Origin of the sequence: Acinetobacter sp. CS-2, assembly GCF_016599715.1 — a bacterium.
In the GTDB taxonomy this organism is placed as follows: domain Bacteria; phylum Pseudomonadota; class Gammaproteobacteria; order Pseudomonadales; family Moraxellaceae; genus Acinetobacter.
In genome coordinates this window covers 791828-810470 of the sequence record NZ_CP067019.1, presented here as the reverse complement: position 1 = coordinate 810470, position 18643 = coordinate 791828, and the positions used below count along the sequence as shown (strand labels likewise).

The window sequence follows — 18643 nt, the reverse complement described above, 5'->3', positions numbered from 1 at the left end:
ATCCTATGAAAACTTTAAAACCACTTTTCTTAGCTTTAGCCCTAAGCACCACAGCCATCACCACCCAAGCTGCTGAACCAACAACTATCCAAGCTCCAAAACAAGTTGCTGGCTACTACCATCACCAATTCGGCAACACCCAAATCACCGCCCTACTTGATGGCACGCTTTACCTCAATCCTTCCATGTTTAAAGGCTTAAGCGACACCGAAAAAACCGGGATTCTCAAAAAATATTATGCTGATCAAGCCCAAGGTATTCAAACGTCTGTGAATGCATTCCTGATCAATACAGGCAACCAACTATTAATGGTAGACAGCGGTGCAGCAAGCTGCTTTGGCGCACATTTAGGTTCAATCTATAACAATCTCAAAGCGTCAGGTTATAAGCCTGAACAAGTGAATGAGATATTCCTCACCCATTTACACCCTGACCATGTCTGCGGTATTTCCAATAACGGCGTAGCGAATTATCCAAATGCCACGCTGCACATTGCCAAAACGGAATACGATTTCTGGCTGAATCCAAATACCGTAAAGAAATTACCAAAGGACAAACAGGCTGGTTTCTTAGGTACAGTGGATAAAATTAAAGCTGCACTTGCACCGTATGAAAAAGCTAAAAAGATTAAAGTCTTCTCAGATAAATCTTTAGCCTTTGGTGACATCCAATTTAAACCTTCTTTTGGTCATACACCGGGACATTACAGCTTTAAGCTAAAAACAGATGGTCAGGAAGTCGTATTTATTGGCGACATCGCGCATTCTCATACATTGCAGTTTGACCGTCCCGAAACCGCGATTGAGTTTGATACTGATCCCCAAACAGCGGTACAGACACGTTTAAAACACTTTGCCGAATATGCCAAAGACGGTCAGCTCATTGCCGCCCCACATTTACCTTTCCCGGGCCTTGGGCATATCTATTCAAAAGATGGGAAAAGCTACCAGTGGATTCCGGTACACTTTAAAGATTGATAAAAGATGAATAAAAAAAATCCCCTCATGCAGGGGATTTTTTTTACTTTTTTAATGAACTGCTGTGCCCTAAACCATGATTTTAGCTTCATCAGCAACAAAACGTTTACGTCCGGTCTGTTTGGCTTTAAACAGGTTTTTATCGACCATATTTAAAAAGTGTATTTTGTCATCTTTTTCTGTCGGGCAAATACATTTCCCCCCCAGACTTAAGCTGACATTTTCTGAAATGGGGGATGCCCGATGCGGTAGATTTGCCTGATCTATCATACGAAGTATATTATTTGCAATTTGAATTGCACCTTCTAAATCCGTTTCTGGCAATACAATCGCAAATTCCTCTCCCCCATAACGCGCGACCAGGTCACGTGGACGTACACAGCAACTTTCCAGCATCTGTGCAATCTGCTTAATACAGGCATCGCCAATAATGTGCCCATTAAAGTCATTGTATTGCTTGAAAAAGTCGATATCGATCAAAATGACTGAGAGTGGCTTTTGTTCACGTATTGCGTTGTTCCATTCACGTGAATAAAAATCATCAAATAAGCGTCGGTTAGCAATTTCAGTTAAACCATCTTTATAGGAAAATTCTTCCAGCTTGCGGTGCAACGCTTTTAATTCATCTTCCTTTTTCTTACGTTCAGAAATATCAAACATAAATCCGACTAAACGTTCAACTTCACCATTTTCCTTGCGTACCACATGAACCACATCACGAATCCAGCAATATCCACCGCTTGCCTTTAAGGCACGATAATCCGCTTCATGATCTATACCCGCAATCGATTGCGACACACAATAATTCAACACATGATCACGATCATCCCGGTGCATACGGTCTGCCCAGTCCTGCACCGATTTCCAGGAATCCTGTTCCCAGCCCAGTAACTTTTCAATTTGAGGGCCAATATAACTAAACTGTTTGGTGGCCCAGTCTATGCTCCAGGGTATGGCCAAAGTCGACTCTAATAATGTTTTATAAAACATGTCATTCGACAATTGCTGCTCATCAAACGGATTTTTCGGCATAGGACTACTCTAATTTGAATGGGCAAAAAAATGTCTTCGCATATTCTGGTTTTACCATACACGACATTTCAATACGCGCTTGATGATTCACCTGCTTGGAGCAGGTTCCTCAATAAAAACTGCTTTTTCATCACTGAACATTTTTACATTTCAAGATGATTATTTATTCTACAATTTCTCTCCAAAAAAAGTATATCCTTCAGATCATTTAATATATTTTAAAAAGTAGTCAAAAATTTCTTATCCGAAATATCTCCTATAAACTTTCTAAAATATGCAGAATTCATTATGTTTAGATCAAAGAGCGAATAAGATTGTCTAGATTGCAGTCCAAACCTTGCACCTATCTAGCGACCTTCATATTCAACAAATTGTTTTGACCGGAAATTTGGTAAAGTAAAATATTTTGCTGAAACAAAAAATTAAATATTTTAATTCTAAAGACTTACTTTAATTTTAATGGTTCTTTCTGTAATCAATGACAGAATCAGCTACATCATTTATGGTAATTTATAAGCTCATTTTATCCATTGTGATTTGGGGCATTCGTGGCTGTTCATTTTTTGCATACATCTGACTGGCACTTGGGACAGTTCTTTTATAACCATTCACGCCAATATGAACATGAACAGTTTTTAAGCTGGCTACTTCAACAAATTCAACAAAAACAGCCCCATGCGCTGCTGATTGCTGGCGATATTTTTGATGTCATCAACCCTGCATCTAGCGCGCAAAAACAGCTTTATCAATTTTTAGCCGATGCCCATGCCCTTGCCCCGCATATGCAAACGCTGATGATCGCCGGTAATCATGATTCGGGTTATCGCATTGAACAGGTCGAACCTTTACTGGAAAAATATAATGCTAAAACAGTGGGGGTGATTCATAAAAATGCGGCAGGCCAGATTGATTTAGACCGTTTGCTACTGCCTATTTACGATCAGCAAAAACAGATTGTGGCCTGGTGTCTGGCACTACCGTTTTTACGTCCAGCAGAAATTACCGGTGTGAATGAACACACCAGTAATAGCCAAAATGCGATTGCCTATTTGCACCAGCAACTGATTGCCGAAGCCAAAAAACGTAAAACGGATAATCAGGCGCTTATTCTGATGTCACATGCGCATATGCAAGGCTGTGAAACATCTGATTCGGAACGTCCGATTATTATTGGCAATGAAGAAGCCTTATCGACTGCATTATTTGATGACTGTATTGATTATGTGGCGCTGGGGCATTTACACAAACCGCAAAAAGTTCAGCATCCGCACATCCGTTATAGTGGCTCGCCTATCCCTTTGTCTTTTAGTGAAATCAACTACAAACATCAGGTTGTAGATGTGCAGATTAATCCGCTAAAGCAGGATGAATCACGCTTTCAGTTTGAAGCAATTGCCATTCCGCGCTGTATTCAGTTGCATAAAATTCGTGGCGAGCTGAATGAAGTGATGCAAAAACTCAAAAACCTGCCTGAAGGTGAAATTGAACAGATTGATCAGCGTGAATATGTTGATATCGAATATCATACCCTGACACCGCCCTTGCCCAATTTAAGACAACAGTTTGAAGACGCGCTGCCTAAAAATCGCTATCGTCTAGTACGAATTTCACGGCAATATTTATCTGCAGAAAATAACAGTTCAACAATTGCCAAAATTTGCCTGGAACCGCCGACACCGGAAAAGCTGTTTCAACAGATCTGGGAAAAGCAAGGCTATAGCAATGATGAAAATGTATTAAAAGATTTTATCAGTCTAATGCAAGAAGCAGAAAAATCACTTGAAGAACAACAAATACGTTAAGAACTGTCCATGAAAATTTTATCCATTCGTATAAAAAATTTAGCTTCGCTTTCGGGTGAGCATTTTATTGATTTTGAAAGTGAACCTTTGGCCAGTGCGGGTTTAATTGCCATCGTCGGCAAAACCGGTGCCGGGAAATCGACCATTTTGGATGCCATGTGTCTGGCACTGTTCAACAAGATTCCACGTTTAAAAGACAGTGATGGCAAACTACAGGATGTCGATGGTTCAGAGTTACTGACCAACTCGCCTTTGACTGTTTTGCGCCGGGGCACCGCGCATGGCTTTGCCGAAGTTTGCTTTGTTGCACAGGACCAGAAACGCTATCTTGCACGCTGGGAACTGAAACGTTCACGTGAAAAAGTAGATGGCAAACTGCAAAGTGTGCAGCGTTATTTAACCTGCCTGACCGACGGCGTGGTGATTGCCGATAAAGCCAAAGCCGTCGATGCCAGTATCCATAAAATCAGCCAGCTCAGTTTTGAGCAATTTACCCGCGCCGTGTTATTGGCACAGTCGGAAGTGACGGCATTTTTAAAAGCCCGTGATAATGAACGTGGTGAACTGCTGGAATATCTGACCAATTCCAGTATTTTCGGAAAAATTGGCCAACTGGCTTATGAAAAAACCAAACAGATTGCCAACCAGCGTAAAGAGCTCGAAAACGTTTTAGGTCATATTGAGTTGCTGTCTGAAGAGGACTTCACTGCCTACTCCTCAAAACTTCAACAACTGAACCAAGATCATCAAAAACTGGATATTGAAAAGCAAAATCTACAAAAGCAACAACAATGGTTTGAACAAAAACATAAACTTCAAGCTGATATACAAACACGTCAACAATATTTGGAGGCTCAGCAACAATATCTAGATGCACTTGCTCCGCAAAAAGCACAACTGCAACAACTTGAACGTTTTTCCTCTATTCGGCCTAGCGTCATTCTGCAGAAAAATTTAAATGCTGACATTGCAATACTTCAACCCAAATTAGAACACGTTCAGAAGCAATTCACGGTGATTGAACAACAATTCAATACTGAAAAATTGACCTTTGAAAAAATAGATAACGCGCAAAAACAGCAACATCAATTTGAAATTCAACATCAGCAAAACATTGAGATGGTTCGTGCTCGCATTGCCGATCGACGTGTTTTGGGTGATCAGTTGCTTAAAATTAAAGATGAACTAAAGACTTTACGGGAGCAGCACTCTCCTCTCGTAAATGCTGAACAGCAAGTCAAAAATGAGCTTCAACAATTACAACATGACATTACACAACGCACTGCACTTTTGGCTGAATCTGCACATTTCAATCCTTTGGATGATGGGCTTTCGGCACATTTGAGCCAGTTACAACGCTTTATTCAAAGCTATACTCAATTTGAAAAAAACCATGGCAATGTGAGTCAAGCGCATCAAAATGTAATGCAACAACAGCAACAGCTTGAACAACTGACGCAGCAATATGGGCAAGATGATGAACTGAATCAAAAAATTGCTGCTATACGCACTGAGCGTGAACATCATTTACAACAGCTGAATCTACTTGATGTCACACACACGCATTGGCAAAACTTCCAAAATATTAGTGCTGAAAACTGCAAGCTAGTTTCGGCACAAAATAAGCTGCAACAACAAATTGACCAAAGTCATGCACAACTTCAATCTGCTGAAAAAGCCTATCAGGATCAAAAAATTGCACGTGAACAATTACAACAGATGTTGCAAAAGCAACGTTTACTCCATACTGAAAATATTGAACATTTAAGAGCGAGCTTGGTCGACGGCGAAGCATGTTTAGTTTGTGGTAGTACACATCATCCGTATATACAAAATCAGGATGCACTTTCAAACGAATTGTTCAAACTGCAAGAGCAACAAGAACAGCAAGAACTTGAAAAAGAAAAAACAGCTTTCGAAGCATGGCAAGATTTGCAAAAAATGCATGCCCAACAAACAGCATCATGGGAAGCAAATGCCCGCCAACTAGCAACACTGTCATCACGACTACAGCCTGCTCAAACTCAGCTTGAACAACAACTTAATACGCTGAATATCCCCTTTGATTTCTCGCAAGATCATCTGGTATTAGATCAAGCCCTGGCGACAAAGGTTATTGAATTTCAACATACGCAAAAACAACTTGAAGCTACACTCAGTACGCATGAGCAAGTACAAAAACAGCGTCATGCACTTCTTCAAATAATGCAACAAACCAGCCAGCAACTTTCTATCCTAAAACAGGCTGAAGAAAATATTCAAGATGTTGTAGGTTTATTGAATGACACCCAAGGTCAAGCATGGAGTCACAATACGCTGAGTACGGCTGAACAAGTTCAAGTCATGTTATTACAGCGTCAAAACACCTTAAAACAACTGAACGATTTAAATGCTCAGCTTAATCAAAAATCGCAACAGCGCGATCAAGCTGTTCAAAATCTAAAATTTAGTCAGGAAAAAATTAAGACGACAGAAACTCGCATAGAAAACCTTACACAAGAAGGCAAACAGAATAGCGATTTAGCCATTCAAGCCATTTTTGACATGACACAAAGCAATGTTGAAAAACCACATGAATGGTTAGCGCAGTTCGATCAAAACAGACAACAATTGCACATTCAATTTAATCAAGCTCGTCAGCAGTTTGACCAAGTACGTCAAGCTTTTGAAATTGCTCAAAGCACGCTAAAAGAATGTCACACTCAGCAAACTCAATTTCAAACCCAAAAGCAAAATGTTGAACACAATATTCAACAGTGGTTAAGTCAGCATACAGATTTCAATGCGCTGTTATTGCAACAACTGAGCGAAATTTCACATGAACAAGAACAGCAACTTAAACAGCGTGTGGTCGATGTTGAACGAGCGCACTCAGATGCTCTAGCAAGTATTAAAGCCATTCAGGAACAGCTTCTACAACATATGGAACATCAACCTGAAATTGATGCTGAAACCCTATCTTCACAACTGACGACCGTTACTGAACAGTTCAAGCAATTGATTGAACAGCGGGATCAAGTGAAACTCAAAATTGAAATGCATCAACGTAATCTTGAAAAGCAAAAGCAATTTGCAAATCAAATTCAAGCCATTCAAAGTGAAGAACACCGTTGGAGTAAAATTTCAGGACTAATGGGCGATGCAAACGGCAAGAAATTCCGCGATTATGCGCAGCAATATAATCTGGATATCTTGATTGAGCATGCCAACCAGCAACTGGCGATGCTCTCGCAACGCTATACCTTAAAACGTCTGGACAACTCCTTGAGTCTGGCGATTATTGACCACGATATGGACGGTGAAACCCGTTCGGTCGCTTCGCTTTCAGGTGGAGAATCCTTCCTGACTGCACTGGCCTTATCCCTGGCGATTGCCAATATGGCATCAGGTTCCATGAAAATTGAATCTTTGTTTATTGATGAAGGTTTTGGGACTTTAGATGCATCTTCTTTATATATGGTGATGAATGCGCTGGATCAATTACAGAATCAGGGTCGTAAAGTGGTGCTGATCTCGCATATTCAGGAAATGCACGAACGCATTCCGGTGCAGATTCAGGTTAAACCTTTAGGTGCCGGAGCAAGCACCATCGAGATTATGGGATAAATTTAAAAGCTCGGCTCATCCAAGAAAATATCATTAAAAAGCCTAGACAATGCTCTAGGCTTTTTATCAAACAGATATCAGTTATGCGATGGGACGCAATGTCAAAATCTGTTCACTGCGCCCAAATGGGCCATGTATATCATGCAGTACTGAACTGGTCAGGCCAATGCCATCTTCGCCATACTGCTGCACGGTTTCCAAGCCCAGCCACTGACCTTGCGGCAAGCGGTGCAGATGGATCTGTAAATCCAGATTAGGAAAGCTCCAGCTAAAAGGTACCTCTTGACGTGGTACAACGCCATTGGCGGTATCAACCATGCCCATCAAACGGACAAAATCAGTGGTAGGCTCAGCTTCAACCATGTCATGCTGGGTTCGTAACCACACGATGCCCTTGCCTGCACGACGTTCATGGCTTCTTGCTTCTATCGATTCAATATATCCACCCGGCCACTGACGGATTCCTTCCCAAACGGGCGCATGCTCAGGGCTTTCGCCATGGACATCTTCCAAACCTTTCATTAACTGACTATTTTGCGTCATCATGCGCCAGCTACGTGCAACGATACAGGTTTTTCCCTGAGCCTGCATTTCTGATTCAATCAACTCGATAGTTTTTCCTGGGCGAATGACTTTGGTGGTGATGCTAAACTCTCCGGCAGGAATCAGACCTAAAATATCCAGACTGATCCGACCAATCCGCATATCCTGACGTGGCATAAAACGGTCTAATTCTGCACAGATAATGCCTGTAGCAGGCGCCATGTGCTGTTCATGCTCATTCCATGCACCTTGAGCCAGTAGGGTGGAGCGGTATTGAGCCGTAACTTCTCCGCCTGTATCCGCATTTCGTCCGATCAGTTGATAATATGCCGCCATAAACTTCCCTGCTTCCTTGGTCGTATAAATGATGTCTTATCTAAAGTAGTGAGTTAGATTGTTTTTTGTACCCAACTTTAGTGGAAGATTCAATTTTTAAAGCAAAAACTGAACCCTAAGGTTCAGTTTTCAAATGTTCAATATGACCCGATACAGATACTTTATTTTGAATAATCCCGTGCACCAAACAGCGCCGTGCCGACACGGACCATGGTTGAACCTGCGGCAATAGCTTCCGCCATATCCCCCGACATGCCCATACTTAAGGTATCCCAATCTTCAGGATGGGCATGTTCAGTTTTTACAGCTTCAAATAGGGCTTTGGCATCGCTAAACGCCTGTGGATTATTTGGGGCAGGAATTACCATCAAACCACGCAATTTTAAATGCGGTAATTGGCTGATCTGTTTCACCAGCTCAGCAACTTCACCCGGCTGGCAGCCATCTTTGGTGTCTTGTGCATCAATATTGACCTGCAAACAAATATTCAGTGGCGCCTGATTCGCCTCACGCTGACTCGACAAGCGCTCTGCAATAATCAAACGGTCTACCCCATGTACCCAGGCAAACTTTTCTGCCAGATGCTTGGTCTTGTTGCGCTGCACATGACCAATAAAATGCCATTCAATATCCAGATCACTTAAAGCCTCAATTTTATCTAAAGCTTCCTGTAAATAATTTTCTCCAAATGCACGTTGTCCAGTTTGGTACATCTCGCGCAAAGACTCACTTGGATGGGTCTTTGAAACAGCCAGCAACTGCACACTTTCTACATTGCGCCGGGCGTGTTTACAGGCATCTTCTATTTGCTGTATAACTTGATTTCGTGACTGTTGAAGACTATTCATTGACGAGGTTCTCATTTCATTCATCTTTTTTGGGCTTCCCTTACAACTAACTGTTGGTTAAGTTTTGGGAAAGCCTTATTATTCTATCAAAATAAATAACATTTAAATGAACTCGGGGAAATTATGGATATCACTGAACTTTTAGCGTTTTCAGCTAAAAACGGGGCATCAGATTTACACTTGTCTGCGGGGATGCCGCCACTGATCCGTGTCGATGGTGAAGTTCGCCGTATTAATCTGCCTGCTTTAGAACATAAAGAAGTACACAAACTTGTGTATGACATTATGAATGATAAACAGCGTCGTGATTTTGAAGAAAAGCTAGAAACAGACTTTTCCTTTGAAGTTCCAGGTGTAGCCCGTTTCCGTGTGAATGCATTTAACCAGAACCGTGGTGCAGGTGCTGTGTTCCGTACCATTCCTTCAAAAGTCCTCACCATTGAAGATCTGGGCATGGGTCAGATCTTTAAAGATATCTGTAATTACCCGCGCGGTATCGTACTGGTGACCGGACCTACAGGTTCAGGTAAATCTACTACGCTGGCGGCCATGATCGACTATATTAACGATCAGCGTTATGACCATATCCTGACGGTAGAAGACCCGATCGAATTTGTACACGAATCTAAAAAATGCCTGGTCAACCAGCGTGAAGTGCATCGCGATACCCATGGCTTTAATGAAGCTCTTCGTTCAGCACTACGTGAAGACCCGGATATTATTCTGGTCGGTGAGATGCGTGACCTTGAAACCATTCGTTTGGCCTTGACTGCTGCTGAAACAGGTCACCTGGTGTTCGGTACACTACATACCACCTCTGCGGCAAAAACCATTGACCGTGTGATTGACGTATTCCCTGCTGAAGAAAAAGACATGGTACGTGCCATGTTGTCTGAATCCTTGCAAGCTGTTATTTCACAAACCCTGCTCAAGAAAAACGGTGGCGGCCGTGTCGCTGCACACGAAATCATGATTGGTATTCCTGCCATTCGTAACCTGATCCGTGAAAACAAAGTGGCGCAAATGTATTCTGCCATTCAAACCGGTGCCAACTACGGTATGACCACGCTTGATCAAAGTTTAAAAACCTTGGTTGCAAAAGGTGTGATCAGTGCGCAAACTGCCCGCACAATGGCAAAACAGCCAGAATCATTCTTATAATTTGAAAACGGATTGGGGTTCTTATTATGGATTTTAATGACTTGCTCAATTTGATGATTCAACAGAAGGCATCGGACTTATTTATTACGGCCGATGTTGAACCATCCATGAAAATTAATGGTCAGATTGTGCCCATCGCCAAAACCAAGCTGACTGGTGAAATTGTGGGACAGCTTTTAAACTCGATTATGAGTGATAAGCAACGTAAAGAATTTGCCGAAACACGCGAATGTAACTTCGCTATCAACAACCGCGACAAAACTGCCCGTTTCCGTGTCAGCGCATTTCAACAGCGCGATCAACCGGGTATGGTTTTACGTCGTATTGAAACTGTAATTCCAACCATAGATGACCTCAAGTTACCGCCCATTTTAAAAGAACTGGCGATGAACAAACGTGGTATCATCATTTTTGTCGGTGCAACTGGTACCGGTAAATCCACCTCTTTAGCCTCGATTATTGGTTACCGTAACCAAAATTCTAAAGGTCATATTATTACCATTGAAGACCCGATTGAATTTATCCATGAACATGCAGGCTGTATCATTACCCAGCGTGAAGTGGGCATCGATACTGACTCTTTTGAAGTGGCCTTGAAAAACACCCTGCGTCAGGCACCAGATGTAATTCTGATTGGTGAGATTCGTTCCCGCGAAACCATGGATTATGCCATTGCCTTTGCCGAAACCGGCCACCTGGTTTTTGCCACCCTGCACGCCAACAACGCCAACCAGGCGATTGACCGTATTATTCACTTCTTTGAGGCAGACCGTCATAACCAGCTGTTTATGGATTTATCGCTCAATTTAAGAGCTATTGTAGCGCAGCAATTGATTCCAACCATAGATGGCAACTCACGTCGTGCAGCGATTGAAATCCTGATCAATTCACCTTTAATTTCAGACCTGATCCGTAAAGGTGATGTGCATGAAATTAAAGACCTGATGAAACGTTCACGTGAACTGGGCATGCAAACCTTTGACCAGGCCCTGTTTGACTTGTACAAAGCCAAGCAAATTAGCTATAAAGATGCATTGAAACATGCCGACTCACCAAACGATCTGCGTTTGCAAATCAAGTTGTCGGAAGAAGGCGGAGATCGCTTAATGCGCGCCAGTTCGAATATTACTTTCGATGGTCAGGCTTAAGGCCCAGATTAAGATGCAAAAAAAAACAGGCTTCAAATAAAGCCTGTTTTTTTAACTGATTCCAAGTCAGTATTATTTTTTACGTAATGCGTCCTGGCATTCCGCTGCATCACAATAACCATACAGATTTAGAGAGTGACCAGTTAAAGTAAAGCCAAATTTTTCAGCTACTTCATGTTGTTCATGTTCAATCACGTCGTTGGTGAATTCGACCACTTTATTACAATTTTGGCAAACAATATGATCATGATGATCTTCTTGCATAATTTCGAAAACTGAATGATTATTTTCAAAATGATGACGCTGGATAATACCTGCAGCTTCAAACTGTGTTAACACGCGATACACAGTTGCTAAACCGACATCTTCACCCTGTTCAAGTAAAGTCTTATAAATATCTTCTGCGCTTAAATGATGTTGTCTTGAATTTTCTAATAATTCTAATATTTTTATTCGTGGAAGCGTAACTTTAAGTCCAGCTTTGCGTAAATCTTGATTTGAAATAGGCATGTAAAAGGGTCTCTCAACAAATTTAAAGTTGGAATATGCAACAAAGTTAAGATGCAGTATGATCTATCCGTGGATCAAATGCATCATAATTAATTTGGGATAGTGTAGCAAAATGCAAAAAATCATGTTGACGTTATTCGTCACTTCACTGCTCGCAGGCTGTTCGACCTTGGGCGTTTATAAAGTTGATATTCCTCAAGGAACACCATTAACTCAAGCACAAGCATCAAAAATTCAAGTCGGTATGAGCCACCAACAAGTTCGCTTTTTGCTAGGCAGTCCAACGGTCACAGATCCAATGAATCCTTTACGTTGGGACTATATCTACAACTACATCCCAGGAACTTATGCTAAAAAAGCCAAGATTCCTGCAGCACATGGTCAACATTTAAAAATTTACTTCGATCAAACCGGTACAGTGCAAAAGATTGAAGGTCTAGAAACTATTCCAGAATCTCAACCCGGCTTACCAGGTTCAAAAGAAGCGATTTTAACTGCGCCACCAATATAGACGCTTTAAAATAAAAATAAACCCCTCATTGAGGGGTTTTTCTTATTACTTCAATTGTTTAAAGCGATTTCCACGACAATATCGCCCAACCGGGTTGGCTGCTGCACGTTTGCGTCGAATATCCTTCGGATTGATAGTTAGCGGTCGATAAATCTCGACACGGTCACCGGCTTGTAAAATATGGTGCAGATCTTTCAGGCGCACGCCAAAAATTCCCAGAGCAAGTGGTTCTGCCAAATCAACCTGTACCCGAATACCACTTTGTTCAATCGCCTCTAAAGCGGTCATCCCTTGCTGAAAGGGCACCGCAATATGAAACTGTTGCTCGGGTGCTGCATAGGCGACCCAAACCTGTTGTGTCTCACTCATCAGAACAATTGCCCAATAATTGCGATTATCGCCAAAATAATCGAAACAGGTAACATCACACGAACAGCAATACGCCACAGGTTATAAAATAACTCATTGCTGAAATTCATCGCTTTACGCAGATGGCTAATTTTCATGATCCATCCGGCAAAAATGGCATAGATCAGGCAAATTGCTAAACCCCAAAGCATCAGCAGGCTATTGAAAACTGGAGTGATGGCTGGAATTGCCCAGACAAATACGGCAGCTAAAATAAGCAACCATTGAATCACGATATTCAACTGACGGTGTAACAGCTGTTCACGCGCCATTTGCAATAACAATGCCGCAGCACTCACCACTGCAACCACAAAAGCCAAACTCGGGATTTGAGCATTGGCAGCAAAGAAACCAAAAGCAATTACCGCAAGTAACTGTGCAATCCAGATCGGCAATACTGTTTTAGTTGCAGTATCTTGCGGTTGAACCGCAGGCAGACTACTTTGCCAGTACAAGCCCATACCTAAACCACTTGCTACCAGTGCCAAGACGGTAGCACTGCCCCACTCGCTAAATTCAACCGCTGTGACATGCCAAGCCGGTAAAGGAGTTCCCATCACATTGGCCAGAATTAAAGCAGCAAAAACACCAATCACCGTTAAAAGCAGAATAATTTTTCGTGGTGCAAATGAAAGTAAAACTGCAACTATCGCAAGAGCAATAAATAAAAAATTGGCTGCAATTCCATTAGCGGCAAAATGCCCTAGCAATTGGCTCGCATTCGACAATATGCCGCCTGCCAGGAAAGGAATAAAGACCACGGCCAGCCAGCCAACGATACGCCATTTTTGCGAGGCATCCGCATCACGGGTCAAACTGGACAAGGCATTTAAAGCTGTGGTTTTAGAACGCTTTGCCAAGGCAATTTCTAAATAGCAGATCGGTAAAGCCAAAATAAGCATGGTACCTAACCATAACAGCCAAAAATCAAGCTGGCGATCAAGCTGAATCCCTACAATCGGTGCTAAAGTGGCAATGATGATAAAAGATAAACAAAATGCCATCAGCGGTGATAGCCATCGTGTCATAGCATTGTCCTGCATGATGCGTTCCTAAAAAAAGTCTTTCGCTATTTTGCCTTTCTCATAAGTGAAAATCAAAAAGAAAAAAGCAAACCATTATGCCTAATGATTTGCAGCGCAAGATTATTATCTTTTTTTTAATTGTAGTTATCTCATTTATCTTTTATGAGAAAAACCGAGCAAACCAGTTTTTACCTTTTTTCTGTTCTTTTTCTTTAATAATGCCCATCATGTTTTGTTTTACAGCACCGACATAATCAGCATCATCATGCTGAATATGGTTAATCAGCCATTTCGCCAGTACTTCATGCAATTCACCTTCAATCGCCTGTCCCATTTCAAAGCGATCACGATAAGATTCAATCTTTTTAATGAATAAATCATGGACACGTTTATGCGGTACGCGGTATTTATAACCTGCCTCTTCCTGCAAAGATTCTTCAAAAGTAAAATGCGACTGAGTGTAATCAATAATATTTTCAAGAATCTGTTTAATACGCGCACGGTCGGTATTTTCAACGATATCATCAATTTCATTGATGTAATCCAGAATTCGTTTATGTTGATCGTCAATCACATCGATGCCAGTATTATATTCTGGAACCCATTTCATTTTCATTACGACCACCTATCAGATATAAACGATTAATCACATAAATTCATAATATATTGATATTAAACAAATAAAAATGCACCAAAACAGTCGACTTTTAGTTTTTTTCATAAAATAAACATAAACCATTGATATATATCTAATTATGATATAATACCTACTAAAAGGATAAAGTATTTTTTAACCAGCTTCATTAAAAAAATGCTTTATTCAGGAGTTAACATGATTTTATAAACTATATTTTTTAGAAGTCATTTTTTAATTATATTAGATAAATATAGTACGATTATATAAAAATATCCCGAAGCCCTTAAGATTAAAATCTGGCGATAAAATTTTAAAATATTTCAACTGATTATAAATAATAAAGTCAGACATTTATCTAATAAATATCTGACACTAAAGTTTTATCTGAAATTGCAATCAATATTGATCGGCTTTAGTGATTCGTTTCAATGCCGGATTCAAGCGTTCACGTTCTAAACGCTCAACATGAGTCTGCTGTTTCCGAACCGGTCGGCCATCCTGAAATAAAATCATCTCTCCTGGTACAAAAGCGTTCCAGGTTTCATTTTGGGTTAAAGGTTCTGTGGTAATGACGGCGACACGATCTTCTGGAGTCGTCACCTGACTGAAATCAACTTCAACGTCCAGATCAATCAATTGTGCAGGTTTAAAAGGATATTCACGTACCAGCCAGTGCAATTTGGTAATTGCATACGTAAAGAGTGCCTGACCGTTCGACAGGCAGAAATTAAAGGTGCCATGTTCGGCTATTTTTGGAGAAACTTCAGCCAATAAATCGAAGACCTGATCGAGTTTGGGTTCATGATAACCAAACTTAAGTACCAGTTGATCTAACAAATAACAGAATGCACGCTCACTGTCGGTATTGCCAACTGGAGTAAAACGCCCCGATAAAGTCGGATTAAAGTCATGTAAATCACCATTATGGGCAAAAATCCACTGCCGTCCCCAAAGCTCACGGCTAAAGGGATGTGAATTTTCCAGATTGATTTTACCCTGGGTGGCTTTACGGATATGTGCAATCACATTGCGCGACTTAATTGGATAATTACGGATCAGTTCAGCAATCGGCGATTCAACTGCGGATTGATTATCGACAAAAAGTCGACAGGCTTTATCTTCAAAAAAAGCAATGCCAAAACCATCACAATGGTCTGATGTAATGCCAGCACGCTGAGAAAAACCACGAAATGAGAAAGTCACATCCGTTGGCGTAGCACAATTCATTCCGAGTAACTGACACATAATCTTGATCAAACAGCAAATACATGATTTTTCTATTTTGCATGAGTGGGCAGAGGGTTGCAAATCTCAATTCACGATAGTCATCACGATTTTATGTATTAAGACAAAATTGAGATTTCAATCATCAGTCTATTGAGCGGGTCAAAATAGTCGCCATAAAAAAGCCTCACAAGGAGGCTTTTTAAAATCACGGTTTAATGCTTGGCACGGTTAGTAATTAAAGTTCCTACTCCATGATCGGTAAAAATTTCCAATAAAGTGGCATGGGGAACACGGCCATCAACAATATGTGCACTAACCACGCCACCTTTGACTGCATCTAGTGCACAGCCCACTTTTGGAATCATGCCGCCATAAATCACACCGGTTTCTATTAAACGGTCCACTTCCTGGGTCGTTAAACCCGTCAGCAGGTTTTTATTTTCGTCCAGCACACCGGTAATATTGGTTAGCAAAATCAGTTTTTCTGCGCCTAAAGCTTCAGCGACTTTACCTGCCACCAAATCGGCATTGATGTTATAGGTATTGCCTTCTTCATCTACACCCAGCGGTGCAATCACAGGAATGAAATCACCTTGAGTAAACATTTCCAATACATCGGTTTTCACACCAACGACTTCACCGACCAGCCCCAGATCAATCTGCTTCACTGTGCCATCTTCTGCGGTTTTTTCCATCAATAGCTTTTGTGCACGTAACAAGTTGCCATCTTTACCAGTCAAACCAATGGCACGACCACCATGCTGGTTAATCAGATTCACGATGGATTTGTTCACGCTACCGCCTAAAACCATTTCAACCACTTCCATAGTCGCAGGATCAGTCACGCGCATACCATCAATACGGTCAGATTCACGACCCAATTGTTTCAGGAATGAATCTACTTGAGGACCACCACCATGTACCACGATCGGATTTAAACCGACGGTTTTTAACAATACAATGTCACGTGCAAACGAGCTTTCCAGCTCTGGGTCGGTCATTGCGTTGCCACCATATTTCACAACCAGCGTTTTACCTGCAAAACGTTGAATGTACGGCAAAGCTTCAGTCAAAACTTGTGCTTTGTCGAGGCCGGTATGTTGATATGGCATTCACCTCTCCTTATTGAGCATCTAAAATGTCTTGTGCGATTTGAGGATATCGGTCACTTAACATGGAAACAAATGTATGTCGAATATCGTTTAATCTTACAGGATTATCCGCATCAAAGCGCACGGTAAAATATTCCCCGGTATTCGATGCCCGAATAATGCCAAATCCATCTTTAAAATCAAGTCGTACCCCATCAATTTTACTTAACTGGGCACCAAAATCCTGACTTTGCATTTCGACATCATGCAATACTGCTTTGGGCTCTATGTTATGCGTACTAATATAGGTATCTTCAGTACAATAACGTTCCGGATAAGCCTTTAAGGCCTGAGATAGGGTTAAATCAGCCTGCTGACCAAGATATTCCAGTACCCGTAACGCAGCATACAGACCATCATCATAGCCAAAACCACGCCCGTCATTAAACACATAATGACCTGCATATTCTCCACCAAATACAGCTCTGCCTTTGGACTGCGACATGTAAGTCCGTAAAAAAGAGCTTCCGGTACGGATCATTTTGGCCTGTCCGCCTAGATGACGCACCGTATTCGCCACCATGGTGGAACATTTGACATCAAAAACCACTTCATGACCGGGATGGGTTTTAAGACACATTTCTGAAAATAGCGACAACAACCGGTCTGCGGAGATTGTGGTGCCATGTTCATCAATCAACACCACTCGGTCGCCATCGCCATCCAGAGCAATACCAATATCAGCCTGCTGTTCAAGCACGGTCTGCTTTAACTCTGCCAGATTTTTCTCTTGTGACGGATCGGGTGCATGGTCAGGAAAATGGCCATTGGCTTCACAACGGATAGTGGTCAGTTCACAGCCCAGTTTTTTTAACACCAGGGCTGCACAGCGTCCAGCTGAGCCATTCAGGCCATCCAGCACCACCTTAAATGGTCGCTTTAACTGGATATCGTTTAGGAGTGCCTGTTGATATTCAAGACAGTATTTCACCACAATTTCATGCTGAACCGGTTGAATCACCAGATTATGTAATAGATCAAAAGCCACGCTCGCGCTCTGACCGACCTGTTGAATCATGTCTGGACAGGGTGGTTCACCCTGAACAATCCATTTAATGCCATTGTCAGTTTTTGGATTATGGCTGGCTGTAATCATAATGCCATTACCGCCAAACTGACGGGCAATAAAATATAAAAGGGGTGTCGAACAACAGCCAATGATTGTGGCATGCAGTCCTTTTTCTTCACATACCCGTCTGATAATTTCTGCATATTGGGGACTGGTTAAACGTGCATCATAGCCGATAGCCAGCTGTGTTTGCCCAGCCTTGTGATATTGCTCAACCAATCCATAGGCAGTCGCTTGTACAATTTCAGGCGTCAAAAGTGATATTTTTCCACGAATATCATAGGCACGAAAAATTTGTAGAGGAAATTTTTTATTTTTAAAATTCATGATGACATCTTCTACTTTAGAATAACCCATGAAATGAGAATTTCATGGCATGCTGGATTAGCTCAGTATTCACAACCAGTGCATCATCTGATGAAATAAGAAGATTAATATTTAAAAGCATTTCGTGTTATTAAGCAACGGTAAAAGTTTCTTACAATTTTGTTTTCAAAATACTTTATTTGATTGAAAAATAAATCATTTGTGAAATTAGAAAACAAAAGTATTCAAATAACTTTAATTTAAAACAATTATTTACAAAAACAATAAAATATTTTTAACTGATCCATACATTAAAAATTATTTTGCACTTTAATAATATAATTCA

Annotated in this window: 16 protein-coding genes; 6 read left to right on the top strand and 10 right to left on the bottom strand. The window is 41.2% G+C overall.

Annotated elements, in window-relative coordinates:
* Positions 1-5 precede the first annotated feature (5 nt).
* Positions 6-977 (top strand): MBL fold metallo-hydrolase, encoded by a 972-nt coding sequence (locus JFY49_RS03725; protein ID WP_200223838.1) that lies wholly within the window; start codon positions 6-8, stop codon positions 975-977.
* A 69-nt stretch (positions 978-1046) separates the two neighbouring features.
* Here the strand turns inward: JFY49_RS03725 and JFY49_RS03720 are convergent, their stop codons facing one another.
* Positions 1047-2009 carry a diguanylate cyclase gene (locus tag JFY49_RS03720; protein ID WP_200223837.1) on the bottom strand — a complete coding sequence of 321 codons (963 nt, stop codon included), beginning with the start codon at positions 2007-2009 and terminating at the stop codon, positions 1047-1049.
* Between the two features lie 548 nt (positions 2010-2557).
* Here JFY49_RS03720 and JFY49_RS03715 point away from each other — a divergent pair.
* Together JFY49_RS03715 and JFY49_RS03710 are read left to right on the top strand one after the other, a co-directional pair.
* A complete protein-coding gene (locus JFY49_RS03715; RefSeq protein ID WP_200223836.1) occupies positions 2558-3811 on the top strand; it encodes an exonuclease SbcCD subunit D C-terminal domain-containing protein in 1254 nt (417 codons plus the stop codon).
* A 9-nt stretch (positions 3812-3820) separates the two neighbouring features.
* The gene (locus JFY49_RS03710; RefSeq protein WP_200223835.1) at positions 3821-7417 is read left to right on the top strand and encodes an AAA family ATPase; all 3597 of its coding nucleotides are present in this window, start codon (positions 3821-3823) and stop codon (positions 7415-7417) included.
* Between the two features lie 81 nt (positions 7418-7498).
* Here the strand turns inward: JFY49_RS03710 and JFY49_RS03705 are convergent, their stop codons facing one another.
* Both JFY49_RS03705 and JFY49_RS03700 read right to left on the bottom strand, forming a co-directional pair.
* Positions 7499-8296 (bottom strand): thioesterase family protein, encoded by a 798-nt coding sequence (locus JFY49_RS03705; RefSeq protein ID WP_200223834.1) that lies wholly within the window; start codon positions 8294-8296, stop codon positions 7499-7501.
* Between the two features lie 161 nt (positions 8297-8457).
* Positions 8458-9144, bottom strand: a complete 687-nt coding sequence (locus tag JFY49_RS03700; protein WP_200223832.1) for a YggS family pyridoxal phosphate-dependent enzyme — start codon at positions 9142-9144, stop codon at positions 8458-8460.
* A 123-nt stretch (positions 9145-9267) separates the two neighbouring features.
* Here JFY49_RS03700 and JFY49_RS03695 point away from each other — a divergent pair, with 123 nt between their 5' ends.
* Positions 9268-10305, top strand: coding sequence for a type IV pilus twitching motility protein PilT (locus JFY49_RS03695; RefSeq protein ID WP_086196416.1), 1038 nt, complete (start codon positions 9268-9270; stop codon positions 10303-10305).
* A 26-nt stretch (positions 10306-10331) separates the two neighbouring features.
* Entirely contained in the window at positions 10332-11453 is a 1122-nt protein-coding gene (locus JFY49_RS03690; protein WP_200223830.1) for a PilT/PilU family type 4a pilus ATPase, read from the top strand.
* A 72-nt stretch (positions 11454-11525) separates the two neighbouring features.
* Here JFY49_RS03690 and fur read toward each other — a convergent pair whose 3' ends face one another.
* On the bottom strand, positions 11526-11963 hold the full coding sequence (fur, locus tag JFY49_RS03685) for a ferric iron uptake transcriptional regulator (protein ID WP_086175193.1): 438 nt from the start codon (positions 11961-11963) through the stop codon (positions 11526-11528).
* 112 nt (positions 11964-12075) lie between these two features.
* On the opposite strand from fur, the gene JFY49_RS03680 reads away from it, so the two are divergent.
* Positions 12076-12474 carry an outer membrane protein assembly factor BamE gene (locus tag JFY49_RS03680; RefSeq protein WP_200223829.1) on the top strand — a complete coding sequence of 133 codons (399 nt, stop codon included), beginning with the start codon at positions 12076-12078 and terminating at the stop codon, positions 12472-12474.
* Positions 12475-12519: 45 nt separating this feature from the next.
* On the opposite strand, the gene JFY49_RS03675 is transcribed toward JFY49_RS03680, so the two are convergent.
* The 6 genes from JFY49_RS03675 to JFY49_RS03650 all read right to left on the bottom strand — a co-directional run bounded on the left by JFY49_RS03675 (position 12520) and on the right by JFY49_RS03650 (position 18318).
* Positions 12520-12843, bottom strand: a complete 324-nt coding sequence (locus tag JFY49_RS03675) for an RnfH family protein (RefSeq protein ID WP_180043000.1) — start codon at positions 12841-12843, stop codon at positions 12520-12522.
* Entirely contained in the window at positions 12843-13925 is a 1083-nt protein-coding gene (locus JFY49_RS03670; protein ID WP_200223828.1) for a hypothetical protein, read from the bottom strand. The genes JFY49_RS03675 and JFY49_RS03670 overlap by 1 nt, the downstream gene beginning before the upstream one ends.
* 142 nt (positions 13926-14067) lie before the next feature.
* Positions 14068-14523: a bacteriohemerythrin gene (locus JFY49_RS03665; RefSeq protein WP_086196421.1), complete on the bottom strand. Its 456-nt coding sequence runs from the start codon at positions 14521-14523 to the stop codon at positions 14068-14070.
* A gap of 417 nt (positions 14524-14940) precedes the next feature.
* Complete coding sequence (locus tag JFY49_RS03660) at positions 14941-15789, bottom strand: class II glutamine amidotransferase (RefSeq protein ID WP_086196422.1); 849 nt, start codon at positions 15787-15789, stop codon at positions 14941-14943.
* Between the two features lie 194 nt (positions 15790-15983).
* Positions 15984-16883, bottom strand: coding sequence for an acetylglutamate kinase (argB, locus tag JFY49_RS03655; protein ID WP_086196423.1), 900 nt, complete (start codon positions 16881-16883; stop codon positions 15984-15986).
* Between the two features lie 10 nt (positions 16884-16893).
* Positions 16894-18318, bottom strand: a complete 1425-nt coding sequence (locus JFY49_RS03650; RefSeq protein ID WP_200224788.1) for a phosphomannomutase/phosphoglucomutase — start codon at positions 18316-18318, stop codon at positions 16894-16896.
* Positions 18319-18643 lie beyond the last annotated feature (325 nt).

What these genes read in the sequence shown, in the direction of transcription:
- JFY49_RS03695 (WP_086196416.1), top strand. Translation starts at nt 9,268, where the DNA reads ATGGATATCACTGAACTTTTAGCGTTTTCAGCTAAAAACGGGGCATCA.
- JFY49_RS03660 (WP_086196422.1), bottom strand. Translation starts at nt 15,789, where the DNA reads ATGTGTCAGTTACTCGGAATGAATTGTGCTACGCCAACGGATGTGACT.
- JFY49_RS03680 (WP_200223829.1), top strand. Translation starts at nt 12,076, where the DNA reads ATGCAAAAAATCATGTTGACGTTATTCGTCACTTCACTGCTCGCAGGC.
- JFY49_RS03720 (WP_200223837.1), bottom strand. Translation starts at nt 2,009, where the DNA reads ATGCCGAAAAATCCGTTTGATGAGCAGCAATTGTCGAATGACATGTTT.
- JFY49_RS03675 (WP_180043000.1), bottom strand. Translation starts at nt 12,843, where the DNA reads ATGAGTGAGACACAACAGGTTTGGGTCGCCTATGCAGCACCCGAGCAA.
- JFY49_RS03710 (WP_200223835.1), top strand. Translation starts at nt 3,821, where the DNA reads ATGAAAATTTTATCCATTCGTATAAAAAATTTAGCTTCGCTTTCGGGT.
- JFY49_RS03650 (WP_200224788.1), bottom strand. Translation starts at nt 18,318, where the DNA reads ATGAATTTTAAAAATAAAAAATTTCCTCTACAAATTTTTCGTGCCTAT.
- JFY49_RS03705 (WP_200223834.1), bottom strand. Translation starts at nt 8,296, where the DNA reads ATGGCGGCATATTATCAACTGATCGGACGAAATGCGGATACAGGCGGA.
- JFY49_RS03725 (WP_200223838.1), top strand. Translation starts at nt 6, where the DNA reads ATGAAAACTTTAAAACCACTTTTCTTAGCTTTAGCCCTAAGCACCACA.
- JFY49_RS03690 (WP_200223830.1), top strand. Translation starts at nt 10,332, where the DNA reads ATGGATTTTAATGACTTGCTCAATTTGATGATTCAACAGAAGGCATCG.
- JFY49_RS03670 (WP_200223828.1), bottom strand. Translation starts at nt 13,925, where the DNA reads ATGCAGGACAATGCTATGACACGATGGCTATCACCGCTGATGGCATTT.
- JFY49_RS03700 (WP_200223832.1), bottom strand. Translation starts at nt 9,144, where the DNA reads ATGAATAGTCTTCAACAGTCACGAAATCAAGTTATACAGCAAATAGAA.
- fur (WP_086175193.1), bottom strand. Translation starts at nt 11,963, where the DNA reads ATGCCTATTTCAAATCAAGATTTACGCAAAGCTGGACTTAAAGTTACG.
- argB (WP_086196423.1), bottom strand. Translation starts at nt 16,883, where the DNA reads ATGCCATATCAACATACCGGCCTCGACAAAGCACAAGTTTTGACTGAA.
- JFY49_RS03665 (WP_086196421.1), bottom strand. Translation starts at nt 14,523, where the DNA reads ATGAAAATGAAATGGGTTCCAGAATATAATACTGGCATCGATGTGATT.